Origin of the sequence: Allobosea sp. TND4EK4, assembly GCF_900156025.1 — a bacterium.
Lineage (GTDB): Bacteria > Pseudomonadota > Alphaproteobacteria > Rhizobiales > Beijerinckiaceae > Allobosea.
On record NZ_FTMO01000007.1, the window covers coordinates 166,347 to 188,669 of the forward strand.

The 22,323-nt window shown below is 67.1% G+C and carries 20 protein-coding genes; 7 read left to right on the top strand and 13 right to left on the bottom strand.

Annotated features, from left to right (window positions below; translation table 11 throughout):
* Positions 1–14: 14 nt before the first annotated feature.
* The gene (gene typA, locus BW981_RS14105; RefSeq protein ID WP_076440220.1) at positions 15–1,838 is read right to left on the bottom strand and encodes a translational GTPase TypA; all 1,824 of its coding nucleotides are present in this window, start codon (positions 1,836–1,838) and stop codon (positions 15–17) included.
* A 155-nt stretch (positions 1,839–1,993) separates the two neighbouring features.
* Positions 1,994–3,280: a TAXI family TRAP transporter solute-binding subunit gene (locus BW981_RS14110; protein WP_076440223.1), complete on the bottom strand. Its 1,287-nt coding sequence runs from the start codon at positions 3,278–3,280 to the stop codon at positions 1,994–1,996.
* A gap of 136 nt (positions 3,281–3,416) precedes the next feature.
* Here BW981_RS14110 and BW981_RS14115 point away from each other — a divergent pair, with 136 nt between their 5' ends.
* From BW981_RS14115 to BW981_RS14125, 3 genes are all read left to right on the top strand, one after another.
* A complete protein-coding gene (locus BW981_RS14115; RefSeq protein WP_076440225.1) occupies positions 3,417–4,082 on the top strand; it encodes a phosphoribosylanthranilate isomerase in 666 nt (221 codons plus the stop codon).
* Positions 4,079–5,296 (top strand): tryptophan synthase subunit beta, encoded by a 1,218-nt coding sequence (gene trpB, locus BW981_RS14120; RefSeq protein WP_076440227.1) that lies wholly within the window; start codon positions 4,079–4,081, stop codon positions 5,294–5,296. The genes BW981_RS14115 and trpB overlap by 4 nt, the downstream gene beginning before the upstream one ends.
* A gap of 118 nt (positions 5,297–5,414) precedes the next feature.
* A complete protein-coding gene (locus BW981_RS14125) occupies positions 5,415–7,343 on the top strand; it encodes a glycosyltransferase (protein ID WP_083712357.1) in 1,929 nt (642 codons plus the stop codon).
* Here the strand turns inward: BW981_RS14125 and BW981_RS14130 are convergent.
* The 3 genes from BW981_RS14130 to BW981_RS14135 form a co-directional block, all read right to left on the bottom strand.
* Positions 7,288–7,887, bottom strand: coding sequence for an SCO family protein (locus BW981_RS14130; RefSeq protein WP_076440229.1), 600 nt, complete (start codon positions 7,885–7,887; stop codon positions 7,288–7,290). The genes BW981_RS14125 and BW981_RS14130 overlap by 56 nt on opposite strands.
* A 27-nt stretch (positions 7,888–7,914) precedes the next feature.
* Positions 7,915–8,091, bottom strand: coding sequence for a hypothetical protein (locus BW981_RS23095; protein WP_175624132.1), 177 nt, complete (start codon positions 8,089–8,091; stop codon positions 7,915–7,917).
* A 69-nt stretch (positions 8,092–8,160) separates the two neighbouring features.
* Entirely contained in the window at positions 8,161–9,249 is a 1,089-nt protein-coding gene (locus tag BW981_RS14135) for a 2'-deoxycytidine 5'-triphosphate deaminase (protein ID WP_076440230.1), read from the bottom strand.
* A gap of 155 nt (positions 9,250–9,404) precedes the next feature.
* Between BW981_RS14135 and apaG the strand changes: the two genes are divergently transcribed.
* Positions 9,405–9,842 (top strand): Co2+/Mg2+ efflux protein ApaG, encoded by a 438-nt coding sequence (gene apaG / locus BW981_RS14140; RefSeq protein WP_076440232.1) that lies wholly within the window; start codon positions 9,405–9,407, stop codon positions 9,840–9,842.
* Positions 9,839–11,017: an acetylornithine deacetylase gene (gene argE, locus BW981_RS14145; protein ID WP_280174201.1), complete on the top strand. Its 1,179-nt coding sequence runs from the start codon at positions 9,839–9,841 to the stop codon at positions 11,015–11,017. Before apaG ends, argE begins: the two co-directional genes overlap by 4 nt.
* Positions 11,018–11,132: 115 nt before the next feature.
* Here the strand turns inward: argE and BW981_RS14150 are convergent, their stop codons facing one another.
* The 3 genes from BW981_RS14150 to BW981_RS14160 are packed head-to-tail and all read right to left on the bottom strand — an operon-like array spanning position 11,133 to position 14,309.
* A complete protein-coding gene (locus BW981_RS14150; protein ID WP_076440234.1) occupies positions 11,133–12,131 on the bottom strand; it encodes an Hsp33 family molecular chaperone in 999 nt (332 codons plus the stop codon).
* Positions 12,131–13,054: an ornithine carbamoyltransferase gene (gene argF / locus BW981_RS14155; protein WP_076440236.1), complete on the bottom strand. Its 924-nt coding sequence runs from the start codon at positions 13,052–13,054 to the stop codon at positions 12,131–12,133. Before argF ends, BW981_RS14150 begins: the two co-directional genes overlap by 1 nt.
* A gap of 34 nt (positions 13,055–13,088) precedes the next feature.
* The gene (locus tag BW981_RS14160; protein ID WP_076440238.1) at positions 13,089–14,309 is read right to left on the bottom strand and encodes an aspartate aminotransferase family protein; all 1,221 of its coding nucleotides are present in this window, start codon (positions 14,307–14,309) and stop codon (positions 13,089–13,091) included.
* Positions 14,310–14,872: 563 nt separating this feature from the next.
* Here BW981_RS14160 and BW981_RS14165 point away from each other — a divergent pair.
* A complete protein-coding gene (locus BW981_RS14165; protein WP_076440240.1) occupies positions 14,873–15,415 on the top strand; it encodes a GcrA family cell cycle regulator in 543 nt (180 codons plus the stop codon).
* Positions 15,416–15,591: 176 nt separating this feature from the next.
* Here the strand turns inward: BW981_RS14165 and BW981_RS14170 are convergent, their stop codons facing one another.
* The 5 genes from BW981_RS14170 to BW981_RS14190 form a co-directional block, all read right to left on the bottom strand.
* Positions 15,592–16,641 carry an amino acid ABC transporter permease gene (locus BW981_RS14170; RefSeq protein WP_139333762.1) on the bottom strand — a complete coding sequence of 350 codons (1,050 nt, stop codon included), beginning with the start codon at positions 16,639–16,641 and terminating at the stop codon, positions 15,592–15,594.
* On the bottom strand, positions 16,638–17,801 hold the full coding sequence (locus tag BW981_RS14175) for an amino acid ABC transporter permease (RefSeq protein ID WP_076440242.1): 1,164 nt from the start codon (positions 17,799–17,801) through the stop codon (positions 16,638–16,640). Before BW981_RS14175 ends, BW981_RS14170 begins: the two co-directional genes overlap by 4 nt.
* A 164-nt stretch (positions 17,802–17,965) precedes the next feature.
* Entirely contained in the window at positions 17,966–18,997 is a 1,032-nt protein-coding gene (locus BW981_RS14180) for an amino acid ABC transporter substrate-binding protein (RefSeq protein ID WP_210188670.1), read from the bottom strand.
* Positions 18,998–19,109: 112 nt separating this feature from the next.
* The gene (locus tag BW981_RS14185; protein WP_076440246.1) at positions 19,110–20,153 is read right to left on the bottom strand and encodes a GMP reductase; all 1,044 of its coding nucleotides are present in this window, start codon (positions 20,151–20,153) and stop codon (positions 19,110–19,112) included.
* 102 nt (positions 20,154–20,255) lie between these two features.
* Positions 20,256–21,062 (bottom strand): WecB/TagA/CpsF family glycosyltransferase, encoded by an 807-nt coding sequence (locus tag BW981_RS14190; RefSeq protein ID WP_244560327.1) that lies wholly within the window; start codon positions 21,060–21,062, stop codon positions 20,256–20,258.
* Between the two features lie 474 nt (positions 21,063–21,536).
* On the opposite strand from BW981_RS14190, the gene BW981_RS14195 reads away from it, so the two are divergent.
* A complete protein-coding gene (locus BW981_RS14195; protein WP_076440248.1) occupies positions 21,537–22,283 on the top strand; it encodes an SDR family NAD(P)-dependent oxidoreductase in 747 nt (248 codons plus the stop codon).
* Positions 22,284–22,323 lie beyond the last annotated feature (40 nt).

Below are 22,323 nucleotides of genomic sequence, written 5' to 3' on the forward strand. Positions count from 1 at the left end.
CCCGGGCATCGGTATCAGGCCACTTCGGCCTTCTGCTTCTGCGAGCGCTTGCGCTCGTTGGGGTCGAGGACCGCCTTGCGCAGGCGGATCGACTTCGGCGTCACCTCGACCAGCTCGTCGTCGTCGATCCAGGCCAGCGAACGCTCCAGCGTCATGCGGATCGGCGGGGTCAGGCGCACGGCCTCGTCCTTCGAGGTGGTGCGGATGTTGGTGAGCTTCTTGCCCTTGAGCACGTTCACCTCGAGATCGTTCTCGCGGGTGTGCTCGCCGACGATCATGCCCTGATAGACCTTCCAGCCCGGCTCGATCATCATCGGGCCGCGATCCTCGAGGTTCCACAGCGCATAGGCCACGGCCTCGCCGGTCTCCATGGCGATCAGCACGCCGTTGCGGCGGCCGCCGATCTCGCCCTTATAGGGCATGTAGTCATGGAACAGGCGGTTCATGATCGCGGTGCCGCGGGTGTCGGTCAGGAGCTCGCCCTGGTAGCCGATCAGGCCGCGCGTCGGGGCATGGAAGGCCAGGCGCAGACGGTTGCCGCCGGAGGGGCGCATCTCCAGCATGTCGGCCTTTCGCTCCGACATCTTCTGCACGACGACGCCGGAATGCTCCTCGTCGACGTCGATGATGACCTCCTCGATCGGCTCGAGCAGCTGGCCGCTCTCGTCGCGCTTCAGCACCACGCGCGGACGCGAGACGCCGAGCTCGAAGCCCTCGCGGCGCATGGTCTCGATCAGGATGGCGAGCTGGAGTTCGCCGCGGCCCGAGACGATGTAGCTGTCCTTGTCGGTAGCCTCCTCGATCTTGAGCGCGACATTGCCCTCGGCTTCCTTCAGCAGGCGGTCGCGGATGACGCGGGTGGTGACCTTGTCGCCCTCGGTGCCGGCCAACGGCGAGTCGTTGACCATGAAGGTCATCGAGACGGTCGGCGGATCGATCGGCTGGGCCTCGATCGGCTCGGTGACGGAGGGGTCGCAGAAGGTGTCGGCGACCGAGCCCTTCACCAGGCCGGCGATCGAGACGATGTCGCCGGGGATCGCTTCCTCGATCGGTGTGCGCTCGAGGCCGCGGAAGGCGAGGATCTTGGTGATACGGCCGGTCTCGACGGTGGAGCCGTCGCCCGAGAGCACCTTGATCTGCTGGTTCGGCTTGGCGGAACCGGAAACGACGCGGCCGGTGATGATGCGGCCGAGATAGGGGTTGGCCTCCAGCAGCGTGCCGATCATGCGGAACGGGCCTTCCTCGATGCGCGGCTCGGGCACATGGGAGAGGATGAGGTCGTACATCGGCGCCAGGCCCTGGTCCTGCGGGCCGGCAGGATCATGCGCCATCCAGCCCTGCTTGCCCGAACCATAGAGGATCGGAAAATCGAGCTGCTCGTCGGTGGCGTCGAGGGCGGCAAAGAGGTCGAAGACCTCGTTGATGACTTCGGTGGTGCGGGCGTCAGGCTTGTCGACCTTGTTGATCGCGACGATGGGCTTCAAGCCCAGCTTCAGCGCCTTGGAGACCACGAACTTGGTCTGCGGCATCGGGCCCTCGGCCGCATCGACCAGCACGATGGCCGAGTCGACCATGTTCAGGATGCGCTCGACCTCGCCGCCGAAATCGGCGTGGCCGGGCGTATCGACGATGTTGATGCGCGTGTCCTTCCAGACGACCGAGGTCGCCTTGGCCAGGATGGTGATGCCACGCTCCTTTTCCAGGTCGTTGGAGTCCATCACCCGCTCGATCACGCGCTGGTTGTCGCGGTAGGTGCCGGACTGCTGCAGGAGCTTGTCGACGAGCGTCGTCTTGCCGTGGTCGACGTGCGCGATGATCGCGATGTTGCGCATGGACATGCAGGTAGGGCCTTGTCTTCAAGGCCACGGGCCGGTCAGGGGCGAAGCCCCGCCGGCGCAGCCTGTTTCACGTGAATCTGGAATTCGTTGCGCTGCACATAAACGCTGGAGGGCGTTTCGGCAACCGCAGCCCGTGCCGAAAGGTGAACGCCCCCTCAGTCCTCGGCCAGCACCCGCTGCCTTTCGGCCACGGCGCGGCCGACCTGGTCGATCGCCAGCCGGTAGGCTGCGAGCGCCGCGACGTCGAGATCGCCCTTGGCGTAGTCGGTCAGCACGCGGCTCAGGATGATGTCCGCCTCCCGGCCCAGCCCCAGCAGCTCGGCCTCGTCCTCGCAGGAGCGGATCACACCCAGCAGCGTCAGCAGTTCGTCGAGCCCCTGCATCGCGCGGCGGCGGCGGTTGGCGCTCTCGCGGCCGAGCAGGGCGGCCCCGCCGGTGCCGACGCCGGACAGAACCATGGCGCCGATATAGAACCAGTCCCCATAGCGGTCGAAGAAACTCTCCTGCTCGCCGTCGATGTAGGCGGCCGCACCGGAATGGACCGGGAGCGGGGCGTCCTTGTCTGTCGCTGGCGTCTCGAGCGCCTGGATCGCTGGCAGCTCCGAGGCCAGCGTGAGGCGCAGATCGAGGATGTCCTTGGTCAGCTCCCCGACGAGATTATCGTCGAGGCTCTGTGCGGCGACCAGCCGGGAGGTAATCGAGATCGTCGGCAGGCTCTCGGCCGGACGGGGCGGATCGCCCCCCAGCGCCCCGCGCACGATCTCGCCGGTTTCGATCGCCCGGTAATGCGCCGCCAACGCAGCGGCCTCCCGGATCGGGATCAGGACCGGGTCCTCCCCCCAGGCCGAGCGCAGCCGCTTCAGCCCATCATTGTTGGTGTGGGAACCCACGGCATGGATCGCGAAGAAGGCGTCGATGCGCCTGTCGCGGGCGGCCTGGACGATCTCGTCCTGGTTCAGGCCGACGATCCCCAGCTCGTCAGCACCGACTTCATACTGGGCGAGCACCCGCTTCAGCAGCGCGATGTTTCCAGCCGGATTGCGCGAAACGCCCACCCTGCGCCCGCGCAGGTCGGCGATGCGGCCGATCCCGCTGTCCTTGTTGGTGATGAAGAAGGGGTAGCTCCGGCGCGTGATCAGCACCGTGTCGGCCCTGGACGGCACCGCGATGTCCGGGCGCAGCATGGCGAGCTCTGCCTGGCCGTCATCGACCTTCTTCGCGCTGTCGTCCGAGCCTTCCGTCAGGATCAGCCGCAACCTCACCGAAGCCTTGTCGCGGTTGAGCCCCTGCACGAAGGCGGCGGCCATCCGCGCATCCTCCGATCCGAGCGGCCCGACAGCGAGCCGCAAGGTGCGAGGCTGGGTGAAGAGGTAAAAGGCCGTGGCCGCCATGCCGGACAAGGCGAGGAGGCCAGCCAGCACCAGAAACCCGCGCCGCCCCATGCCCAATGCCTTGTCCCCCTCAGCCTCGCGCCAGCATGGCTTCTCTCGCGATGATGTCGCAAGTGCGGCATGACCGTAACGGCATGCACCTTGCGCGGCCTCATGCTAAGAGCCGCGGCGAAGAAAGGTTCCGCGCGTGCTGATCAAGATCTGTGGCCTGTCCACACCCGAGACGATGGAGGCGGCTCTTGCAGCCGGCGCCGACATGATCGGGCTTGTGCTTCATCCGAAAAGCCCGCGCCATGTCACGATGGAACAGGCCGTCGAACTGGCCGGCATCGCACGCGGCAAGGCCGAGATCGTCGCGCTGATCGTCGATTGGGACGGGACGCGGGCCGCGGAGATGGCGGGCATGCTGAGGCCGGACTGGCTGCAGCTCCACGGATCGGAGACGCCGGAGGCGGTGGCCGGCCTTGCAGCGGCCAGCGGCCGGCAGGTGATGAAGGCGCTCGGCATCGCCGCCGCGGACGACCTTGGCGGCATCGCACGCTATGCCGGCGTGGCCGACCGCATCCTGCTCGATGCCAAGCCGCCGAAGGACGCGGCCTATCCCGGCGGGCACGGCCGGCCCTTCGACTGGGGCCTGCTCGCCAGCCTCGACCCTGCGCTGTCCTTCATGCTATCGGGCGGGCTCGATCCGGCGAATATCGGCACGGCGGTCCATGTGACCCGACCGGCCGGTGTCGACGTATCATCCGGTGTCGAGAGCGCTCCGGGGGTCAAGGATCCGGCCCGGATCGTGGAATACGTCGCAGCGGCCCGCAAAGCCGCAGCCTCGGTGCAAGAAGGTTCGAGCGCATGAACGCCCCCTCCCATCCGAACAGCTACCGCAACGGGCCGGACGAGAACGGCCGTTTCGGCCTGTTCGGCGGCCGCTTCGTCGCCGAGACGCTGATGCCGCTGATCCTCGAGCTGGAAGAAGCCTACAACGCCGCCAAGGCCGACCCCGCCTATCACGCCGAGACGATGGACGGGCTGAAGCATTATGTCGGCCGGCCCTCGCCGCTCTATTTCGCCGAGCGGCTGACCGAGCATTTCGGCGGCGCAAAGATCTATCTGAAGCGCGAGGAGCTGAACCACACCGGCTCCCACAAGGTGAACAACGTGCTCGGCCAGATCCTGCTGGCACGGCGCATGGGCAAGAAGCGGATCATCGCCGAGACCGGCGCCGGCCAGCACGGCGTCGCCACCGCGACGCTGTGCGCGCGCTACGGGCTGGAATGCATCGTCTATATGGGCGCGGTCGACGTCGCCCGGCAGGCGCCCAACGTGTTCCGCATGCAGATGCTCGGCGCCACCGTTGTACCGGTCGAATCCGGCACCAAGACGCTGAAGGACGCGATGAACGAGGCGCTGCGCGACTGGGTGACCAATGTCGGCACGACCTTCTACTGCATCGGCACGGTGGCCGGCCCCCATCCCTATCCGGCGATGGTGCGCGACTTCCAGTCGATCATCGGTAAGGAGACCCGCGAGCAGATGATGGAGGCGGAAGGCCGCCTTCCCGACTCGCTGATCGCCTGCATCGGCGGCGGCTCCAACGCGATGGGCCTGTTCCACCCCTTCCTGGACGACCCTTCGGTCGAGATCTACGGCGTCGAGGCCGCCGGCCACGGCGTCGCGAGCGGGCTGCATGCCGCTTCGCTCACCGGCGGGCGACCCGGCGTGCTCCACGGCAACCGCACCTTCCTGCTGATGGATGATGACGGGCAGATCACCGACGCGCATTCGATTTCGGCGGGGCTCGACTATCCCGGCATCGGCCCCGAGCATTCCTGGCTGCACGATATCGGCCGCGCGACCTATCTGTCCGCGACCGACGAGGAAGCGCTGGAGGCTTTCCAGCTGATCTCGAAGCTTGAGGGCATCATCCCGGCCCTCGAACCGGCCCATGCCCTCGCCCGCGTCGCCGAGCTTGCCCCGCAGAAGCCGAAGGACCATCTGATGGTCGTCAACCTCTCCGGCCGCGGCGACAAGGACATCCCGCAGGTGGCGGAGATTCTGGGCAGCCGCTGAGCTCTTTCGGCAGGCCAGTTCTCTTGGCGTCGTCCGGACTCGACTCCTGCGTGCAATTCGGCAAGGCTTGTCGCGACTGGCGGCACAGCCGGAACGGATTGCGCGAGGTCTGGCCGATTTGGGCGGCGCGGGGGCGAACGAAGCGGAGGATGCCGAGCGGCGAGACTTCGCTCTGCCGGTCGAGCTCGCATTCCTTCAACGCCACGGCCTGTCGCCCTCTGGCCTGTCTGCAGCCGCGACGCGAGCCACGCGCAATGGCACGTCGCCTCTGCGCGAGGCCTACGCGCTCCGCCTGATCGACGAGGACCGGTACTACCGCGCCTTTGCGGCCGAGCTGGCACTACCCTTCTGCGAAAACGCCTTCGCACTCGCGGCTGGCGGCGAGTATGAGGCAGTGCTGCGAGCCGGTATCGCGCCCGGCGCGTCAAGTCAGACCGGGCACTACCGCTTCATCCTCGCGCCGCAGGAGGCCGGGCTGCGCAGGATGATCGAGGCCGGACCGCGGGCGCGTGACGACGTGGCCGTCACGACGCCCCGTCGCTTCGCCAAGGCGCTGCGCCTGGCCAATGCGTCGGACGTCGCTCTGCATGCCGCCAATCTCGACGAGGCGGGTCTTGTCCGCGACAGCGCTCGGCTGAAGGCCAGTCGCGGCCAGAAGATCGCCGCCGGGGTCGCCGTGGCGGCCGCAGCGCTGGGAGGCGTCCTAGCGCCGCTGGAGGCGTTCTTCACCCTGGCCCTGCTGCTTTGCCCGGTCTTTCTCGGCCTGATCCTGCTGCGCCTCGCCGCGTCGATCGAACCTGAGGCCGAGGACCTCTGGCGCACCCAGCGCTGGCGCCTCGACGATGCGAGGCTGCCGGTCTACACGGTCGCGATCCCGCTCTATCGCGAAGAGGCCGTGCTCGACCAGATGCTGCGCGGGCTGGCGGCGCTGGACTACCCTGCCGCGAAACTCGACATTCGCCTGCTGATCGAGGCCGACGACGACGGCATGCGGGCCGCCCTGGCCCGGCTCCGGCTGCCCGCGCATGTCACGGTGGCGGTCATGCCGCCCGGCCAGCCGCGCACCAAGCCGCGTGCCCTCAACCTCGCCCTGCGTGAGGCGCGCGGCACCCTCTTCACCATTTTCGACGCCGAGGACATTCCCGATCCGCAGCAATTACGCCTCGCGGCTGCGCGCTTCCAGCGCGCGCCGGCGGAACTCGCCTGCCTGCAGGCCCGGCTCGTCATCGACCATGCCGAGGAGGGGCTGCTGCCGGCGCTGTTCGCGCTTGAATATGCCAGCCTTTTCGAGGTCCTGAATCCCGGACTGCTGACGGCGGGCCTGCCGATCATGCTCGGCGGCACATCCAACCATTTCCGCACGCAGGCGCTGCGCGCGGTCGGCGGCTGGGACGCCTGGAACGTGACGGAGGATGCCGATCTCGGCCTCAGGCTGGTCAGGGCGGGCTATCGCATGGGCGACCTGCCCTCGGACACGCGGGAGGAGGCGCCAGTCAGCATCAAGGCCTGGCTCAGGCAGCGCTCCCGCTGGATCAAGGGCTACATGCAGACGGCGATGACGCATTCGCGCGCGCCGCTCGCCCTGCTGCGGGAAGCCGGGCCTGCCGCCACAATCACCTTCACGTCGCTGATCATCGGCACGATCGTGACGGCCCTGGGCTTCCCCATTTTCGCGCTGGCGACGATCGCCGCCTACTGGGAAGGGTCGGTCTTCTCGCCCCCGACGCCCTTCGTGACGCTGACCTCGGCCTTCGCCACGACGGTCTGGCTGCTGGGAGCGGTTGCGCTCTTTGCGCCGCCTGCCGTCGGCGCCATCCGGCGGCGCGATCCCGGCCTGCTGCTGCTCCTGCCGATCCTGCCGCTCTATTACGGGCTCGTCTCGATCGCCGCCTGGATGGCGTTCTACGAGTTCTTTGCGCGGCGCTTCGCCTGGAACAAGACCGAGCACGGCCTGGCTCGCCGGCGGCAGGCGCCGGGGGCGTCCGAGGAGCCTAGAAGTGGCGCAGCCATTCGGCCGCCGCCTGCGCCGGCGGCTGCTCGATATTGAAGGCGCCGACGAAGCCGCCGTCCTTGTCCATCAGATAGACCAGCGCGGTGTGGTCCATCGTGTAGTCACCGTCCTTGAGCGGCACCTTCTTGGCATAGGCGCGATAGGCCTTGATCGCCGCATCGATCGCCGGCCGATCGCCGCTGAGGCCGACGATGCGCGAGTCGAAGGAGCCGAGATAGCTCTTCATCGTCTCGGGCGTGTCGCGCTCGGGGTCGACCGTGATGAAGAGCGCCTTCAGCTTCTTCGCCTTGTCGCCGTCGCCGGCGGCGCGCAGCACTTCGGAAATCTCGAAGAGCTTGGTCGGGCAGATATCCGGGCAGTGGGTGAAGCCGAAGAAGACCAGGAAGGGCGAGCCCTTCAGATCGGTGTCCGAGAGCGGCTTGCCGTCCTGCGTGGTCAGGGTGAACGGCCCGCCGACGCTCGCCGTTCCGGAACTGGTCGTCCGTGCACCGGGCGAGAAGGTCAGGATCGCGGCCGCGGCCAGCGCGAGCGCGCCGAAGAGGAAGACGACGAGGGGCAGGACGAGGCGGCGGTTCACGATGGATATCCGAAAGATGGCCGCAGGCGGCTAGAAGCAGGCGACGATGGCGGCGATCAGCCCGTCGGTGAAGAGGCGGCTGCCCTCGCGCCACCAGAGCAGCAGCCCCGTCAGCAGCAGTGCGAAGGCGCCCGCGCAGAGCAGCAGGATGCCGGTGCGGCTCGACGAACCGTCTTCAGATCCTGAGCGGGGTTCGACCTCGGCCATGGCTCATGAATAGCGCCGAACCCCGCTTCATGAAAGCGGCCGGGTGACGCAGGGCGTTCTCGCCGTCGGTCAGTCGATGAAATGCTTCGAGAGCTTGAGCGCCTGGCCCTGATAGTTCGACTTCAGTCCGGAGCCGTAGAGGGCTTCCGGCCGCGCCGCCATCGCCTCGTAGACCAGCCGGCCGACGGTCTGCCCGTCTTCGATGATGAAGGGCACGTCCCGCGAGCGCACCTCCAGCACCGCGCGCGCGCCGCGCCCCCCGGCCGCCGCGTGGCCGAAGCCGGGATCGAAGAAGCCGGCATAATGCACCCGAAATTCGCCCACGAGCGCGTCGAAGGGCGTCATCTCGGCGGCATAATCCGGCGGGACGTGGACCGCTTCCTTCGAGGCGAGGATATAGAACTGTCCAGGGTCTAGGATCATGGCGCCGGAGCGGTCATCCGGGATCGGCTCCCAGAATTCGGCCGCGCGATAGGCGCCGACGCGGTCGACATCGATCAGCGCCGTGTGGTGCTTGCCGCGATAGCCGAGCAGCCCCCCGAAGCCGGAGAGATCGACGCTGACGGCGACGCCGCCCTGGAAGGAAGGCACGGCGGCCGAGACGAGCGTCTCGCGGGCGTGGACCTCCTCCAGCGCGCGATCGTCGAGCCGTGTCTCGCCGGAGCGGAATCGGATCTGCGAGAGCCGCGAGCCACTGCGGACCAGAACAGGGAAGGTACGCGGCGAAATCTCGATGAAGAGCGGGCCGTCATAGCCGTCCTCGACGAGATCGAACTCGCGGGCGCGATCGGTGATGACGCGGGTGAAGACATCGAGCCGGCCGGTCGAGCTCTTGGGATTGGCAGCCGCCCGCAAACCCTTCGGCAGGCTCAATCCCTCCATCAACTCGGCGATATAGACGCAGCCGGTCTCCAGAACCGCACCTTGCGTCAGGTCGATCTCATGCAGCGAGAGATCCTCGATACGGCTGCGCACCGTACGCTCCGGCCCCGGCAGGAAGCTGGCGCGAACGCGATAGGCGCGGGCGCCGAGCCTGAGATCGAGGCTCGCCGGCTGGATCTGGCCATCGGCCGGCGGATAGGCGAGCCGGATCGCGCCCTGCTCGATGAAGGCGCGGATGGAGCTGTCGGGCTGGATGCCGGGATTGAAGGGCAGCATGCGTGTTCCGGGAGGATAATCGGTCATTGCTAGCGAAGGCCGCGTCAAAGGCCAAGGCAAGGCGGCACGATGGAGCGCCGCTATGACGCGTTGTCCACGCTCGTCTGAACTGCACGGACCATTGACGCCCCGGCTCACGCCACCATAACTGGCGCATGGCGAAGGATCGACAGAGCGCGGGCCGGCAAGAGACTCAGGCCGTCTATCGGGCCGAGACCCATGGCGTGCGCGTCACCGCCGAGCCGCGTTTCATGGAAGCGGAATCCTCGCATGAGCAGAGCCGCTATTTCTGGGCCTATGCGATCGAGATCATGAACCTTTCGGGCGACGTGCTGCAATTGCTGACCCGGCATTGGACCATCACCGATGGCCGGGGCCAGGTCCATGAGGTGAGCGGCGAGGGCGTGGTCGGCCAGCAGCCGGTCCTGCGTCCGGGCGAGAGCTTCAGCTACACCTCGGGCTGCCCGCTGGCGACGCCACACGGCTCGATGGAAGGCGCCTACACCATGCAGGACGAGCGCGGGGCAACCTTCGACGTCGCCGTGCCGCTGTTCCCGCTCGATTCCCCTTATGTGAAGAAGGTCCTGCATTGACTGCCGCCTCCAAAGCCGGGCAGCGCTATACGCCGCTCGACATGCTCGCCCGTCTCGTCGCCTTCGATACGGTGAGCCACAGATCCAACCTGCCGCTGATCGATTTCGTCGAGGATTACCTCGCCGGCTGGGGCGTGACCTGCCATCGCTTCCCCAATGCGGCGGGCGACAAGGCGGCGCTGTTCGCCACGCTCGGCCCGCAGGATCGCGGCGGGGTCGTCCTCTCCGGCCATACCGATGTGGTGCCGGTCGAAGGCCAGCCCTGGAGCCGCGATCCCTTCACGCTGCATATCGAGAACGGGCGCGCTTATGGCCGCGGCGCGGTCGACATGAAGGGCTTCGTCGCGCTGGCGCTGGCCCTCGTGCCCGATTTCCTGGCGGCAGACCTCGCGACGCCGATCCATCTGTTCCTGTCCTATGACGAAGAGGTGACCTGCCTCGGCGTGATCGACGGCATCGCCGCGATGGGCAAGACCCTGCCGCGCCCGACAGCCGTCATCGTCGGCGAGCCGACATCGCTCGACATCGCCGACGCGCACAAGGGCATCCGCACCTTCCTGACCACGATTACCGGGTTCGCCGCCCACTCTTCCAAGCCGCATCTGGGCGCCAGCGCGGTGCATGCCGGCGCCCTGCTGGCGGCCGAGCTCGACAGCATGCAGGAGGAGGCCAAGGAGCGGCCGGACGGGAGCGGGCGGTTCGACCCGCCCTACGACACCGTCCATGTCGGCAAGTTCCATGGCGGCATCGCCCGCAACATCCTCGCCGACAAGGCCGAACTCTCCTGGGAAATCCGCACCCTGCCTGGCTCCGATCCGGAGGCAGGGCCGGCTCGCTTCACCGCCAGGGTGGAGACCGTGCTGGCGCGGATGCGCGAGACAGCGCCGTCCTCCACGATCGAAACGGCGATGACCTCGGACGTGCCGGGGCTGGCACCGGATCCGGGCTCGCAGGCCGAGCGGCTTGCCATGCGGCTCTCGGGCCGCAACGACACCATCGCCGTCGCCTATGCGACGGAGGCCGGGCATTTCCAGCGCGCGGGCCTGCCGACCGTCGTCTGCGGGCCGGGCTCGATCGACCAGGCGCACCAGCCTGACGAATACATCACGCTGGAGCAGTTGCAGGCCGGGGAGGCCTTCATGCGCAAGCTGATGGCGGAGTGCCGGGGCTCGTAGGACGCGTCATGCTCGGGCTCGACCCGAGCATCTCACGACGAGAAAGCTTCCCGCTTTCTTCCTTCATGGGAGGCTCGGGTCGCCACTTCGCGGCGCCCGAGACTGACGGCGAAGCTCAAGACCCGGCTGACGTCCCAGCCTCGACCTCGGACGGCTCGAACGAATAGCGCCGGGAGCAGAACTCGCAGGTGACGCCGAGCTGGCCGTCATCGGCGACCATGGCGCGGCGATCCTCCGGCGAGAAGCCGCGCAGCATCGACAGCACCCGCTCGCGCGAGCAGCGGCACGCCTCGTGAACCGCCACCGGCTCGAATACCCGCGCCCCGCGCTCGTGGAAGAGCCGATAGAGCAGGCGCTCGCTCTCCAGCATCGGGTCCAGCAGTTCGTGATCCTCGACCGTCTCGACCAGCGAGCGGGCCTCGGTCCAGGCATCGTCCTCGATGCCGTCCGGGTCCTGGCTGGTCAGGATGTCATGGCCCTCCGGCGCATCGCCCGGATGGATGTCGGCAGCGCGCAGCCGGTCCGGCGAATGCGGCATGAACTGGACGAGGATGCCGCCGGCACGCCATTGCGGCTTTCCGCCGCTCGTCACCGTGCCGACACCCAGCCGCACCCGCGTCGGGATCTGTTCCGACTGCAGGAAATACTGGTGCGCCGCCTCTTCCAGACTCTGGCGCTGGAGTTGCACGATTCCCTGGTAGCGCGTCGTGGCCGAGCCCTGATCGATGGTCATGGCGAGATGGCCCTCACCGAGCAGATCTCCGGTCGAGACCTTGTCGAGCGCGATCGCCTCGGCCAGCTTGGCCTCGTCGATATGGGCGACCGCCCGGAAATTATCCGGGGCGTTGAAATCGACGACCATCATCGAGATCGGCCCGTCGCTCTTGGTCTGGAGCTGGAAACGGCCCTCGAATTTCAGCGCCGTGCCGAGCAGCACGGTGAGAGCCGCCGCCTCGCCCAGCACGCGCGAGACCGGCGCGGGATAGCCGTGCCGGTCGAGGATGGTGTCGATCGAGGCGCCCAGCCGCACAACGCGCCCGCGCACGTCGAGATCGGGCACGGCAAAGGGAACGACCCGGTCGTCGGGTGAGGCACCCCGAGCTTGGTCGGCCATCAGGCCGGGACCCCGCCGAAGCACCAGGCGAGAATGCCCTTCTGCGCGTGCAGGCGGTTCTCGGCCTCGTCGAACACGGCCGAGTGCGGGCCGTCCATCACCTCGTCCGTGACCTCCTCGCCGCGCGTCGCCGGCAGGCAGTGCATGAAGATCGCTTCCTTCTCGGCGCGGTCCATCAGCCGGTCGTCGACCTGATAGGGCCGCAGCAGGTTGTGGCGCGTGCCTTCGTCGTCGTCGCCCATCGAGACCCAGCAATCGGTGATGACGCAATCGGCTCCCTCGACCGCCTCCTCGGGCCGCGTGGTCAGCGAGAGCTTCGCGCCCTGCTTCTTCGCCCATTGGATCAGGGCTGGCGGAGGCGCCAGCTCTTCGGGGGTCGCGATGGCAAGCTCGAAATCGAGCCGGCCGGCAGCGTGGACCCAGGAGGTCAGCACATTGTTCGTGTCGCCGGTCCAGGCGATGCGCTTGCCGGCGATCGAGCCCTTGCGTTCCTCGAAGGTCATGACGTCGGCCATGACCTGGCAGGGATGCTGGCGCTTCGTCAGGCCGTTGATGACCGGAACGGAGGCGTATTTCGCCATCTCGACGACGGCATCGTGGTCGAGCATGCGGATCATGATCGCGTCGACATAGCGCGACAGCACGCGCGCGGTATCGGCGATGGTCTCGCGCTCGCCGAGTTCGATCTCGCGGCCGGTGACCATCATCGGCGAGCCGCCGAGCTCGCGGATGCCGACGTCGAAGGAGACGCGGGTACGCAGGGACGGCTGCTCGAACACCATGGCGACGACCTTGCCCTCGAGCAGGCGGTCCCCGGCGGCTTCGGGCGTGCGGCGTCGCGCCTTCATCTCCTCGCCCGCGCGCAGGATGGCGCGCAGTTCGGCTCCGGAGAAATCGGAAAGGTCGAGGAAATGGCGCGTCACGGGCGCTTCCTTCGCTTCGCTGGGAGGAATGAGATTACTCGGCCGCCGGCCGCTTCAGGCCGGCCTCGACGGCGCTCGCGGCGGCGTCGAGCCGCTTGACCGCCTCGGCCACATCGGCGTCCGAAATGATCAGCGGCGGCAGCAGGCGCACGACATTGTCGCCCGCGCCGACGACAAGGATGCCGTGGGCACGCGCCTCATTGACGAATTCGGTGTTGAGCGTGCGCAGCTTGAGGCCAAGCATCAGGCCTTCGCCGCGGATCTCCTCGATCACCTGCGGATGCTTGTCCTTCAGCTCGGCCAGCGACTGCTTGAGCCTGAGCGCGACCTGTCGGACATGGTCGATGAAGGCCGGCTCCAGCACGACGTCGAGCACGGCGTTGCCGACCGCCATGGCCAGCGGATTGCCGCCGAAAGTGGTGCCATGGGTGCCGAGCGTCATGCCGGAGGCCGCTTCCTCGGTCGCCAGGCAGGCGCCCATCGGGAAACCGCCGCCGATGCCCTTGGCGATCGACATGATGTCGGGCGTCACGCCGTAATGCTCATGGGCGAAGAACTTGCCGGTCCGGCCGACACCGGTCTGGATCTCATCGAAGATCAGCAGGAGGCCGTGCTCGTCGCACAGCTCACGCAGGAGCTTGAGGAAACGGCCCGGAACGGTGCGCAGGCCGCCCTCACCCTGGATCGGCTCGATCATCAGCGCCGCGGTCTCGGGCGTGATGGCCGCGCGCAGCGCCTTCTCGTCGTCGAAGGGCACCTGATCGAAGCCGTCGACCTTGGGGCCGAAGCCGTCAATGTATTTCTGCTGGCCCCCGGCGGCGATGGTCGCGAGCGTGCGGCCGTGGAAGGCGCCTTCGAAGGTGATGATGTGGTAGCGCTCGGGATGACCCTTCGCGGCATGGTATTTCCGCGCCATCTTGATGGCGCACTCATTGGCCTCGGCCCCCGAATTGGTGAAGAACACCCGTTCGGCGAAAGTAGCCTCGCAGAGACGGCGCGCCAGGCGCTCGCCATCCGGCGCGCCATAGAGGTTCGAGGTGTGCCAGATCTTGCCGGCCTGCTCGGTCAGCGTCTTGACCAGATGCGGATGGGCATGGCCAAGCGCGTTGACGGCGATGCCGGCGCCGAAATCGAGATAGCGGGTACCATCGGCAGTGATGGCCCAAGGGCCTTCGCCGCGCTCGAACGCGACGGGGGCGCGGGCATAGGTCGGCAGGAGAACGGATGGGGAAGCAGAAACGGAAGCGGAGGCCATGACGTCAGATCCTCGCGAGGGGACGGGTGAGACCGGATGGGCGCTGGGGTCGAAAACGCGATCCGGGTGTGATGCTGCAGCCTGCAGCCAAAAAACGACCCGGCGACGACGTTATCGTCGCAGCCCTTTGCCGACCTCTCGTCGCGCCGTCATCCGCATCGTCAAGCCCTGACTCGGGAGCGATCCCGTTCCACAAAACATAAGCGCCGCCCCAACGGGCGGCGACCTTGTGGATAAATATGCTGAATGCCGTCCGCCCTGTCAATGACGCCGCCGGCACACCCGGCTCCGGCGAGGTGTTGCCGAAAAGATTCTCTTGCCCGCGCAATCGGCACTCGGCTGGGGAAAAGATGTTTTCTGATTCGGCGACTCTTGTCCGGGAGTCACTGCCCCTTGTATGGTCGCCCTCGTCAGATACGACATTTCGTGCGGCGTCCCCAGTCCAGCCTGTTGCGACAGCAACGGTTTTTGCCCTCATGGCAGAAGCCGCGACTTTGGATTCCAAGCGAAGCACCCTCACGGGCGACTTCCTCCGAAGCCGCCCCGACAGACAGGTGATGCGGATGAACGAAGCCGGAGCATGGACGGACGAGCGGGTCGAACTGCTCAAGAAGCTCTGGAGCGACGGTCTGAGCGCGAGCCAGATCGCGGCCGAGCTCGGAAGCGTCACGCGTAACGCTGTGATCGGCAAGGTGCACCGGCTCGGCCTCTCGGGCCGTGCGAAGAGCGCCGCGGCGCCGGCGGCCCCGCGCAACGCAGCGCCGCGCAAGCAGCCTCCTCGCGCGCCGAGCCATCCGATGGCGGCGCCAGCCCAGACCCGCGGCGCCAACGCGCTGGCACCCGATTTCGAGGCCGAGCCCGAAACGGACGTGCGCGCCGTGCCCCAGGTCTCCGAGGATGTGGTGATCCCGTTCTCCGAGCGCGTCACCATCATGGACCTGCGCGAATACATGTGCCGCTGGCCGATGGGCGACCCCACCACCGCGGAGTTCCGCTTCTGCGGAGCGCGCTCGCAGACCGGCCTGCCCTATTGCACCCACCACGCCCGCATCGCCTACCAGCCGGCTGCCGACCGCCGCCGCGACCGGAGCAAGGCGCGGGCCTGAGCGGCCCTCTTCGTCCGTCAGGATATGGAAAACCGGCCCGCGCGGCCGGTTTTTTGTTGTCGTGTCCGAAGGCGTCGTGCTCGGGCCCGATCCGAGCCTCTGGCTAAGAGCGGCGGCCCAAAGCGATTGGCGGACCTGCGCTTCGCTCGCCCCGCGAATGACGGCCGAGCCGCCTCTTACAGACGCCGCCGTTTCTCCAGCGAGCGGCTCCAGCGCGAGAGCCCAAAGCAGATCAGCCAGTAGATCGCACCCGAGAAGGCATAGGCCTCCATGTTCATGCCGACCCAATTGGGGTCGGCGAGCGAGGCCTGGGCGATGCCGAGCAGATCGAGGATCGAGACGACGAGCACAAGCGTCGTGTTCTTGATCAGGGCGATGAACTCGTTCGTCATCGCCGGCAGCGAGATGCGCAGCGCCTGCGGCAGGACGATGAGGCCGGTCGCCTTCCAATAGGTCAGGCCGAGCGCGGTCGCCGCCTCGCGCTGGCCCTTGGGCAGGGCCTGCAGGCCACCTCGCACGGCTTCCGCCATATAGGCCGCGATGACGAGGCCAAGCCCGATCACTGCCCGGGCCAGCCGGTCGATGTCGATGCCGCCCGGCATGATCAGCGGCAGCAGCAGCGAGGCGAGGAAGATCACCGCGATGATCGGGACGCCGCGCCAGAACTCGATGAAGATGACGCTGACCAGCCGGACGATCCGCAATTCCGACTGCCGGCCGAGCGCGAACAGGATGCCGAGCGGAATCGCGATCAGGCTGGCATAGATCGAAATGAACAGGGTGAGCATCAGCCCGCCCCAGTCGCGCGTCTCCACCGGGCGCAGGCCAAAACCGCCGCCGATCAGCCAGATGCCGAGCAGCGGCAGGATGATCAGCATGGCGAGGCCCAGGCTGAGCTTGAGGCGCTGCGGTGCCAGGACGACGGAGGCAATGCCGAGCACGAAGGCGATGCCGGCGAGATCGGGCCGCCAGCGCTGGTCGGCCGGGTAGAACCCGTACATGAACTGGCCGAAGCGGGCCCGGATGAAGACCCAGCAGGCGCCGCCGGCCGTGCAGTCCGCCCGCGTCGTGCCGCGAAAGGTCGCGTCGATCAAGGCCCAGCGGATCAGCGGCACGGCGACCCAGGCGATGGCCAGTGCCAGCACCACCGTGACGAAGGCGGTGAAGGGCGTGCCCAACAGGCGCTCGCGCCAAAGGGAGACCGAGGAGGTGGCGGGAGCGCTCATCGCGTCACCAGGGCGATGCGGGCATTGTACCAGTTCATCAGCGCGGACACGGCGAGCCCGATCACGAGATAGACGGCGAGCGTCATCGCGATGATCTCGATCGCCTGGCCGGTGTTGTTGAGCGCCGAGCCCATGAACAGGCTGACCAGGTCGGGATAGGCGATGGCCGCGCCGAAGGAAGAGTTCTTCAGCACGTTGAGATACTGGTTGGTCATCGGCGGGATCATCACCCGCAGCGCCTGCGGGATGGTGACAAGGCGCAGGATCTGGCCGGGCCGCAGGCCGAGCGCCGCCCCGGCCTCGGTCTGGCCATGGGACACGGACTGAATGCCGCCGCGCACGATCTCGGCGATGAAGCCGGCCGTGTAGGTGACGAGTGCGGCCAGGAGCGCGACGAATTCCGGAATGACGACGAAACCGCCGCGATAGTTGAAGCCGCGCAGGGCCGGTACATCCCAGCGCGTCGCCAGCACCGCCCAGGTCAACGCCAGCAGCGGCACGGCCACGAGCAGCACGAGGCCGACCCGCAGGGTCGGCGCGTGGCGGCCGGTGCGCTCCTGACGGCGCCGCCCCCATAGAGCGAAGGCGATATAGCCGACGAGGCAGGCGAGGATGAGCAGCCCGGCGACGCGCAGGCTCTCGAGCCCATCCGGAAGAGGGATGGTGAGGCCGCGGTTGTTCAGGAAGGCCACGCCGAAGACGCTGAGGCTCTGGCGCGGCTGCGGCAGCGCCGCGATGACGCCGAAATACCAGAAGAGCACGAAGAACAGCAGCGGGATGTTGCGGACGAATTCGATATAGGCGCCGGCGATGGCCGAAAGCAGCCAGTGCGAGGAGAGCCGCGCGACGCCGATGACGAAGCCGAGCAGCGTCGACAGCACCACCGCAATCACGCTGACCAGCATCGTGTTGGCGACACCGACCCAGAACAGGCCCAGAATATTGTCGGCCTGGGTGTAGCCGGTGAGGACGAAGGGCACCTCGATGCCCGAGGTGCGCCACAGGAAGCCGAAGCCCGAGGCAATGCCGGCCTTGACCATGTTCTCCGAGGCGTTGCGCACGAAGAAGACGGCAAGCGCCACCAGAAACACGACGAGCGCGATCTGGTAGATCCAGTCGCGCACGCGCTTGTCGTTGAGGAGGGAGAGAGGGCTGGTCAAGGCGGGACCGTCATTCGGGGTGGAATGTCATTCCGGGGCTTCGCGCAGCGGAGAACCCGGAACCCACGACAGGGTGAGCGATGAAGAATGGCGATGACCGGCCCAACCCAGTCGCGGGTTCCGGGTTCACGCCTTCGGCGTGCTCCGGAATGACAGCGTCACTCTCACTGGAAAGGCGGGGTGAACAGCAGGCCGCCCTTGACCCAGAGCTGGTTCTGGCCGCGCTCGAGCTTGAGCGGCGAGGCCATGCCGACGGTGCGCTCATAGCTCTCGCCGTAATTGCCGACCTGCTTGATCGCCTTGAACATCCAGTCGTTGGGGAGGCCCATCATCTCGCCAAAACCGCCCTCGGCGCCGAGCAGGCGGCGAACTTCGGAGTTCTTCGAGCTCGCCTTCATCTCGTCCACGTTCTTGGAGGTGACGCCGAGCATCTCGGCCGCGATCGTGCCGTTCAGCACCCAGCGGACGATGAGCTGCCAGCGTTCGTCGCCCCAGCGGGTCACCGGGCCCTGCGGGTCGTTCGAGATCGGCTTGGTCAGGATGATATGGTCGTCGGGAGCCTTGAGCTTGATGCGCTGGCCGGCCAGCGCGCCGACGCCGGCGGTGTAGGCGTCGCAGCGGCCGGCATCATAGGCCGCGATGGCATCGTCGTTCTTCTGGAAGTTCGTGATGGTGACCTTGAGGTTACGCTCACGGAACCAGTCGGCGGCGTTCTTTTCCTCGGTCGAGCCGGCGGCGACGCAGACCGAAGCGCCGTCGAGGCCCTCCGCCTCCTTCACGCCGGTGGACTTGCGGACGATGAAGGTCTGGCCCTCGTAGAAGTTGATGCCCTGGAAATTGAGGCCCAGCGTGGCGTTGCGCGAGAAAGTGATGGTCGAGTTGCGCGCCAGCACGTCGACCTGGCCCGACTGCAGGATCGGCCAGCGCTGCTGGACGGAGGTCGGCGTATACTTGACCTTGCTGGCGTCGCCGAAGATGGCAGCAGCGAGCGCGCGGCAGTAATCGACGTCGAGGCCGGTCCACTCGCCCTTGTCGTTGGCGAAGGAGAAGCCGGGCAGGCCCAGATGCACGCCGCATTCGAGATGGCCACGCGCCTTCACGGCATCGAGCGTCGGGCTCGGCGCCAGCTGCTGCGCCTGTGCCAGCGAGCCGACCGAAGCGAGCGCCGCCGCCGCAACCAAAGTCCTGATCTTCATCATCCGTCTCCCGTCGCCGTTTGCGGCTTTTCCGTGTCGAAGCGCGGACTATAGGGATTGCGGCGGAAAGGGGAATCGGTTTTGCGTCCTGCTGTTGCCAGAGCGCCGTAGATCAGCTGCCGAACACCGTGTTGAGCTGGCTGCCGACCATGATGAAGGTGGTGCGCTTCGGCATTTCCTTGAGGCGGACGGCGCCGATATAGGTCATGGCCGAGCGCACGCCGCCGATCAGATCAAGCATCGTGCCTTCGACCGGACCGCGATAAGGCACCTCGACGGTTTTCCCTTCGGAGGCGCGGTAGCGGGCGACGCCGCCGGCATACTTCTTCATCGCCGTGTCCGACGACATGCCGTAGAAGGTCATCGCGACCGGCACGCGCTCGCCGCCGCGCTCCTCGTAGCGGATATCGCCCTCGCATTCGTCATGGCCGGCGAGCATGCCGCCCATCATCACGAAGTCGGCGCCGCCGCCGAAGGCCTTTGCGACGTCGCCGGGAACCGTCAGCCCGCCATCGCCGCAGACCAGGCCTTTGAGGCCATGGGCTGCATCGGCGCATTCGATGATGGCGGAGAGCTGCGGGTAGCCGACACCGGTCATCTTGCGCGTGGTACAGACCGAGCCGGGGCCGATGCCGACCTTGACGATGTCGGCGCCAGCCAGGATCAGCGCCTCGGTCATGTCGCCCGTGACGACGTTGCCCGCCATGATCGCAGCCTCGGGAAAGGCCTCGCGGGTCGCCTTGACGGTATCGACGAACTTCTCGGTGTAGCCGTTGGCGACGTCGAGGCAGATCTTGGTGATCGGCGCCTGTTTGTGCACGGCCTTGAGCTTGTCGTGGTCGGCCTCGGTGGTGCCGAGCGAGTAGAAGGCGTTGGCCGCTTCCGGCTCGCGGAAGAAGGCGATCAGCTCCTCGACGGCGTAGTGCTTGTGAAGCGCGGCCATGGCGCCATGTCGCGACAGGGCGCGCGCCATCGCCATCGTGCCGACCACATCCATATTGGCCGCGATCAGCGGAAACCCGGTCCATTCGCCGCCGGTATGGGCGAAGCGGAAGCTGCGCTCGACTTCGACATGGGCCCGGCTGCCCAGCGTGGAGCGCTTCGGGCGGATCAGCACATCGCGGAAATCGAGCTTCGGATCGTTCTCGATACGCATGGCGGCCCCGGTCTCGGCGAATCACGGATCGGCACGCCGGCCGGCGCACAACTGTTCTTAAGCCCGCGCCGGAAGAGGAAGCAAATCGCGCACCAAGCGCGTCTAGCGCGCGGCGTGGGTCCCGGAGAGGTATTGCCGCAGCACCCGCATCAGGAAGGCGGGATTGCCCAGCACATAGCGGCGCCAGAGGCGGCGGGGCTCCAGCCAGAGGCGATAGACCCATTCCAGCCGCATCCGGCGGAAGGCTTCCGGCGCCCTCTGAACCTCGCCGGCGAAGAAGTCGAACAACGCACCGACTCCGGCCGCGACAGCGCAATGCTGCGGACCGAGCTTGGCGGCGATGAAACGCTCCTGGAGCGGGTTGCCGAAGGCGACCAGCAGGATGTCGGGCCGGTCCGCCTTGAGCCGCTCGAGCAGCCCCTCCTCCTCCTCCGGAGAATAGTAGCCATGGGAGACGATGCTGAAGCGGTGCTGGGGATAGCGTTGCGCAAGCTGCGCCGCGGCACGATCGGGAACGCCCGGCCGACCGCCGAGGAGCGCGACATGGAGCGAGCGCTGCTGCGAGCCGAAGAAAGCCGGAAAGAAATCGGTGCCGTTCAGATTGTCCGGAAAGGGGGAGGCATAGAGCAGCCAGCTCCCGATATCGACGCCGATGCCGTCGGCGAGCACGAGGAAGGTCGCGAGGCTGCGCTTCAAGGGGGCATCGTCCGCCGCGACGTTCACCAGATTGGCGTTGCAGAAGGCGAGCTTCACATGCCCGCCCTCGACGATCGCTTCATTCAGCTCACCGATCGCGCTGCCGCGGCTGACGACGGCGATGCCGATGCCGCCGATGTCGCGCTTGGCGTAGCGCTGCCGCTTGCGGCCGTCGGCTTCGCTCGAAATGCTGATGGTCAGTGCTGTAGGCACGGTCGTCTTCTGTCCCGGCAAGTGAAACAGGCTCATGATGCCGAGGATGACATCGCCGATTGCCGCCGAAGGTCAAGGTGAAGTCAAGCAGAAGGTGAACATGACCTTCCTCAAACTGTCGAAGCCGCATTAACGGCCATTTTTGCGGATCATAAGATATTTGTTCCAATCCGAAACGATCCGTTCAGACGGTAGGCTGGCTGGTTAAACCGCACTTGCACGATCTGTCACCAATCGGGACATCGCCGGCAATCTTGGTTCTTTTCGATACATAGACGATGTGTTCATTACTGTGGGTTTTCTCCACCTGCCATTAACCAAGGGCATGGCCGTCCGGCTGCCGGTGCAAGGCTGGCGAAGCCCGCGGCGGCGTGGCGGGCCGGAAAGAGCGTCAGGCGATTGATCGGCGCCCCGCCTTCGGCTCTGATGGGGGGAAGCGGACTGCGGCAGATCAGCCCGCGCGGAGGATGACCATTGAACCGGATCGATTTGAGCAAGCGCGTCGCCATCGTCACGGGCGGGGCGCAGGGAATCGGGCGCGCCGTCGCCGAACGCTTCGCCGCCAGCGGCGCGAGCGTCGCGATCTGGGATGTCGATGGCGCGCTTGCAGCGAAGGCCGCCGCCGAGATCGGGAACGGGGCCGTCGGGACCGCCGTCGATGTCACGGATGCAGCGGCGGTCGAGGCGGCGAGCCAGGCGCTGGAAGCCCGGCTTGGCAGCATCGACATCCTCGTCACCAGCGCCGGCATCGCCGGGCCGAACCACAAGACCTGGGAATACCCGCTGGAGGATTGGGCCCGCGTGATGCGGCTCAATGTCGACGGCACGCTGCATTGCTGCCGCGCGGTGGTTCCGGGCATGATCGCGCGCAATTATGGCCGCATCGTCCTCGTCGCATCGATCGCCGGCAAGGAGGGCAACCCGAACGCTTCGGCCTATTCCGCCTCGAAGGCGGCGGTAATCGCTCTGACGAAGTCGCTCGGCAAGGAACTGGCCGACAAGGATATCGCGGTGAACTGCATCACGCCGGCCGCGGCCCGCACCCGCATCTTCGACCAGATGAGCGAAGAGCATATCGGCTACATGCTCGCCAAGATTCCGCGCGGACGCTTCCTGCAGCCCGAGGAGGTGGCCTCGATGGTGGCCTTCCTGGCTTCGGCGGAGAACAGCTTCACCACGGCGGGCGTGTTCGACCTCTCGGGCGGGCGCGCAACCTACTGACCACCGGAACCGGCGAAGCAGCTTTGCGAATTTCGCCGTG